The organism is Planktothrix sp. FACHB-1355 (genome assembly GCF_014748295.1).
Taxonomy (GTDB): Bacteria; Cyanobacteriota; Cyanobacteriia; order Cyanobacteriales; family Aerosakkonemataceae; genus Aerosakkonema; species Aerosakkonema funiforme_A.
This window is the reverse complement of the sequence record NZ_JACJUP010000363.1, coordinates 1-5,552: the sequence shown is the minus strand read 5'-3', so window position 1 is coordinate 5,552 and position 5,552 is coordinate 1. Positions and strand designations below refer to the sequence as shown.

Here is a 5,552-nt window from a genome sequence, read left to right as displayed (position 1 = left end):
AACAACATTCGGTTTAACCAAGAGTGAATAATTCCATCTCCGGGACGCAATGCAACGCCACCGCGTTCTGCCATGAAATCGGGTAATTCTTTATGAGTTTTCACATCAACTGGTTTGGGATATGCTGCGGTGTGACAGAAACTTTGCATGACTAAATCTGCACTAAATCCCAAACAAGCGAGTTCTTTTAACTCATCTCTGGTCATCGGGCCTGTGGTATCCTGGGAACCAACGGTTGTCATAATTGGTTCGCAAGATGTACCGGGACGAACACCGGGCAATCCACAAGCTTTCCCGACCATTTTCTGTGCTAAAGTGTAACCTTTACCCGTATCTGCGGGTTGTTTTGGACGGGTAAATACAGGTGAAGGTTCTAATCCTAATGCGGCGCGAGTTTTATCGGTGAGAGTGCGTCCAATTAATAGAGGAATGCGTCCGCCTGCTCTTACTTCGTCGAGAATTGTATCTGGTTTGAGGGTAAAATTGGAGATAACTTCGCCAGCTTCGTTGGTAATTTCTCCTTTGTAGGGATGAATGGTAATTACCATTCCGGTTTCCATTTTGGTGACATCGCATTCGATCGGCAATGCACCGGAATCTTCGGCAGTATTGAAGAAGATGGGAGCGATCGCACTTCCTAATATATATCCTCCCGATCGCTTATTGGGAACGTGAGGAATATCTTCCCCAATATGCCACAACACCGAGTTGATCGCTGACTTGCGGGAAGAACCAGTCCCGACTACATCCCCCACATAAGCGACAGGATGCCCTTTTTCCTTCAATTGTGCAATAGTTTGCAACGCCCCCGGCATCCGCGATTCCAACATCACGGTAGCGTGCAAGGGAATATCCGGGCGAGTGGTAGCATGAGGTGCAGGGGACAAATCATCGGTATTCGTTTCGCCAGGAACCTTAAACACCGTGACGGTAATCTCTTTCGGCAATTTGGGACGCCCGATAAACCAATCTGCTTCCGCCCAAGCATCAACTACCTGCTTAGCATAAGGATTGACATCTGACAAATGCAGGACATCGTTAAAAGCATCAAACACCAACAACGTATGACTTAAAGCTGTGGCTGCTGCGCCTGCAATTAAGCTATCGTGAGATTTGAGCAAATCTACCAACGATTGCACATTGTACCCACCCAACATCGTACCCAACAGATAAACCGCTGATTGGGGAGTAATCAGACTACAAGTGATTTCGCCCTTTGCAACACCAGTGAGAAATCCCGCTTTCACGTAAGCAGCTGCATCCACACCCGGAGGAACGCGATTTGTCAGCAAATCCAACAATGTCTCTTCTTCCCCGGATGGCGGATTTTTCAGCAGTTCGCATAATTCCGAAGTCTGCTGTGCATTTAAAGGTAGCGGCGGAATTCCTAAAGCCGCTCTTTCAGCAACCTGTTGACGGTAAGCTGACAACATCTATTGTTCTCCTCATGGATTTCCTAGCTATATTGGTTAGTCTATCGCTATTTAGGCTTCCAGAGTGTTATGGGATAACGGTTTTGTGGGTATTAGGTTAACTTGTAGGGTGCGTCAGAGCGAAGATTTATGATGAATTTTTCTATCTCTAAATCTGACGCACCCTACAGATGAGATGATCTTAGTAGGGTGCGTCAGAGCGAAGATTTATGATGAATTTTTTTATCTCTAAATCTGACGCACCCTACAACTACTACAACTACTATGATATGCTAATTTTAGGTTAGAGGTTTTTCATTATGTCTAACTATCGAAGAGTAATCATCCCTGGTGCAACTTATTTTTTTACTCAAGTAACTTATCAAAGAATACCTTGGTTATGTAGTGATATTAGTCGGGAAACTTTGCGAAAAGGTTTACAAAGATTGCAAATTTTATATCCATTTTCACTAGATGCGATCGTACTTTTACCCGATCATCTTCATTGTATTTGGACTCTTCCTGATGGAGATAGTAATTATGCAGGTCGTTGGCGTTACTTAAAAATTTTTGTCACTCGTAGTTGTGGACATAAATTACAAATTGCAGCCGAAATTAGTCTATCTCGTCAAAAACGTCAAGAAAAGAATTTATGGCAAAGACGTTATTGGGAACATTTAATTACAGATGAAACAGATTTCAATAATCATTATAATTATATTCATTATAATCCCGTAAAGCATGGGTTATGTCAATCTCCTAAAGATTGGAAATTTTCTAGTTTTCACCGCTTTGTTAAGCAAGGAATTTATCCTGAAGATTGGGGTGCAAATGAAACTCCTTATATTCTTGAAAATATTGGGAATGAATAATTTAACACGAATTGTAGGGTGCGTCAGATAGTTAAGTTAATTATCTGAGCAATAAATTTTTGTCTGACGCACCCTACCAGGTAGGCTAATCATAGTTTGTCGGGTGCGTCAGATAGTTAAGTTAATTATCTGAGATTTTAGTGCGTAGGGTGCGTCAGACCGCAAATTTATGCTAAAATTTTTTACCCCTAAATCTGACGCACCCTACGAAAGAGCTTAGTTTTTGTTAAGCTGTAAGTAAATGCGATCGACCAATATCAAGAGAAGATTTAAGACAAAGTTTATCCCTCTCATCAATGGACTTGATGAATGGGTTACAATCTTTGCATCAACGTTATTTACTTAAAAGAATAGAAGGGGAAAAAGTATTGTTTGATTTATCTGCGGTTTTTCGAGAATATGTCATAAATTTTGAGAATAATGGGTAGTAAATTATTGTTATAAATTGAGATCCCCGACTTCTTAAAGAAGTCGGGGATCTTGGGGATCTGGGCAGCAAGTTTTGCTTAATTTTCTTTGGTAAAATTCGCAGATTGTTCTATAATAGAATAACTCAAATCTTGTACCAGTGTCAAAAACCGGGTTTTGGCGATCGACTCAACCTCATCTCCTACATCTTCCTCTCAAAAACCCGGTTTCTCATCACTCATCATTCCTAGCGAGGTCAGAATGACTACTTTACTAAAAACCCATAAAATCTATGATGAATTCATTGATTTTATTGCCCAAGGGACAACTCCAGAAACGATGACTAAATTTCAATTTTCTGAGACAACGAAAGAACGGATCGAAGATTTAGTTTACCTGGCAAAAAGCGGTGAACTGTCCCTAGAAGACAAAAAAGAATTAGATGAATTATTATTTGTCGATCATCTAATTACCATGATTAAAGCAAAAGCTCATCAATACATTCAATCTCAATCTGAATAGGTGTTAATCATGTCTCGTCCTTATCTTTCTCCTGAGTTGAGAAAATTTATAGCACAAAGAGCAGATTGTTTATGTGAATATTGTTTAATTTCAGAAACAGATCGGCCTTCTGGTTGTCAGATAGACCATATTATCAGTTTAAAACACGGTGGCGAAACCATAGCCGAAAACTTAGCATATTCTTGTTTATATTGCAATCTAAATAAAGGTACAGATTTAGGTTCAATTATTTGGCGCACAGGTGAACTGGTAAGATTTTTTAATCCTAGACGCGATCGCTGGTCAGAGCATTTTCGTCTAGAAGGTGCAACGATTCAACCTTTAACAGATATTGGGGAAGTGACAGAGAGAATATTTCAATTTAATTATAGCGATCGCCTTCTGGAAAGACAACTTTTAATCAATGTCAATAGATATCCCTCCCCATCAGCTTTACAACGCATCAATAATTAATATAAGCGGTGGATTGGGTAATTGGAATGCTATCGCTATTTTAAGTATAAAATAAAGTGCGATCGCCTTACAAAGGATGAGCGATCGCACTTCCAACAAGCCTGTAAAAAGGCAAACATTTCCCCCTGTTAGCCAAAATAATTAGCAGACTCTATTAAATCGTTGTGCATATACCCATTAGGCATTTTTACCCCAGTCAAATTTGCTCCGCTTAAATTTGCTCCTTTGAGGTTGACCCAATTTAGATTGGCATTACTTAGATCTGAGTTACTCAAATCTGAGTTATTTAAATTTGCTCCAGTCAAATCGATTCCGCTCAAATTGGCTTTAACCAAGCTGAGTCCTCTCCAGTCTTGTTGCCTAAAATTTCTTTCGCCCGTTGCATATCGTCTTAAAACTTCATTGGCATCCATATTGGTTGCCTCGCAATGTGTAGCGTTATCGCTGTGTATATATCTATTATATCTTATCTTTTTGATTTGTTAACATAACATTTGCCAGCCAAATAAAATCATCAGATTTTGTTAGTAATATCCCAGCCTAAAACGTTTACCTGATGCGAAGAATAACAGATGAACACAAATAAGAGAGCAATTTGATTAGGCAATCGATGCAACAGAATATGATATTAATGGGATTTTTCGGCGAGGTTTTATAACCCTTTCCAGACAACACAAATTGCTTAACAAACATAGTTTGCTGGAGATTGTCGGAGGCATTTCACCAAACGTAGAAAACGCTCGACAATCTCCCAAAACTATTACAGATGCGAGTTTTCGAGATAAACTCTCTGCTTTGACTCGATTGTGCGATCGCCATTGAGCGAAGCCATCCCGTGTTCTGAAGCCCGAAGTTCAGTCTCCGAGATGTTTGGCTGTTTCATATAAACTGAGTTCAGCAGAATATTCAGCACTCTGCCTCGTTCTGCTTGCTGAATTGCTCGATGAGTGATCAACTCGCCCACATTGAGGATGATGTTGTCCTGCGGATCTAAAATGACGCGAGTCACAGGGCGACCCAAAGCTTGCTCGATTCGCCTTTGATGAAAAGCTCTCGTACCGCGACCTTGCGCTTCTCTAAACTTCTCTTTCAGATTTTCCCACAAAACACTGATATTCTCTTGCGCGATCGCAGCCTCTTCCTGAAATTTCGTACCAGTTCGAGAAAATGCCTCTTTAGTGCTGTATCGAGCAGCTTCCGAAGGCTGCAAGCCAACGGCATCCAGTAAAGCAGCTTCACGCCCGTACACTTTCGCTCGTTCGATCGCGATATCCGTTACAATCTGACCGGGAGCGACGATAATCGAACCATTTTCATCGCGAAGCAATCGTTGAGCGCGGCGACCTTTGGCTCGATCGACTCCCATCCAAGCCAGTGTATTCGACAGCGCCGTGTTAGCACTGCGAGTTGTTCCTTGCAAATTAGTTTCGACTCGATCTGTCGCGTCTTGGAAACGTCGATCGATCCCCGCCTTCATTCCACCAGTTGCTCGATACAGCCGATCTAAGATACCGAGTCCCTGCGCCTCCTCAGCTAGTGGCAATGTAATCGGTTGACCTTTCATCGCGAACATCGTACCGTCTTTGGTAGTGACATCGCGATCGAGTTGTTTGCCAACTACATATACCAATTGTTCTTCTGGATCGATCAGTCCGTTCGTAACAGCAGTAGCTGCACTGCGACTACCTTGGGCAAAGCGATCGCTAGCACCGTTGGCAGCATCTTGCAGCATAATGTTGGCAGATTCTACACCTTCCTGAATTTTGGCATTCGTTACCGCACCTGCTTCTTGCAGCATAATGTTGGCAGATTCTACGCCTTGCTGGATTCTAACATTCGTTGCCACCGCCGCTTCTTGTATCTTTTGGTTAGCAACTTCGCTGGA

The 5,552-nt window shown here is 41.7% G+C and carries 6 protein-coding genes; 3 read left to right on the top strand and 3 right to left on the bottom strand.

What is annotated here, in order from left to right:
• On the bottom strand, positions 1-1,433 hold a 1,433-nt coding region (locus H6S82_RS15970), incomplete at its 3' end, for a bifunctional aconitate hydratase 2/2-methylisocitrate dehydratase (RefSeq protein ID WP_191056412.1).
• A 299-nt stretch (positions 1,434-1,732) separates the two neighbouring features.
• Between H6S82_RS15970 and H6S82_RS15965 the strand changes: the two genes are divergently transcribed.
• The 3 genes from H6S82_RS15965 to H6S82_RS15955 all read left to right on the top strand — a co-directional run bounded on the left by H6S82_RS15965 (position 1,733) and on the right by H6S82_RS15955 (position 3,667).
• Entirely contained in the window at positions 1,733-2,284 is a 552-nt protein-coding gene (locus H6S82_RS15965) for a transposase (RefSeq protein ID WP_190464541.1), read from the top strand.
• Between the two features lie 669 nt (positions 2,285-2,953).
• Positions 2,954-3,214 (top strand): hypothetical protein, encoded by a 261-nt coding sequence (locus H6S82_RS15960; protein ID WP_190464542.1) that lies wholly within the window; start codon positions 2,954-2,956, stop codon positions 3,212-3,214.
• Between the two features lie 9 nt (positions 3,215-3,223).
• On the top strand, positions 3,224-3,667 hold the full coding sequence (locus tag H6S82_RS15955; RefSeq protein WP_190464543.1) for an HNH endonuclease signature motif containing protein: 444 nt from the start codon (positions 3,224-3,226) through the stop codon (positions 3,665-3,667).
• Positions 3,668-3,795: 128 nt separating this feature from the next.
• On the opposite strand, the gene H6S82_RS15950 is transcribed toward H6S82_RS15955, so the two are convergent.
• Complete coding sequence (locus tag H6S82_RS15950; protein WP_190464544.1) at positions 3,796-4,080, bottom strand: pentapeptide repeat-containing protein; 285 nt, start codon at positions 4,078-4,080, stop codon at positions 3,796-3,798.
• 347 nt (positions 4,081-4,427) lie between these two features.
• Positions 4,428-5,552, bottom strand: a 1,125-nt coding sequence (locus H6S82_RS15945; protein ID WP_191056411.1) for a hypothetical protein, incomplete at its 5' end; no start/stop codon positions are given.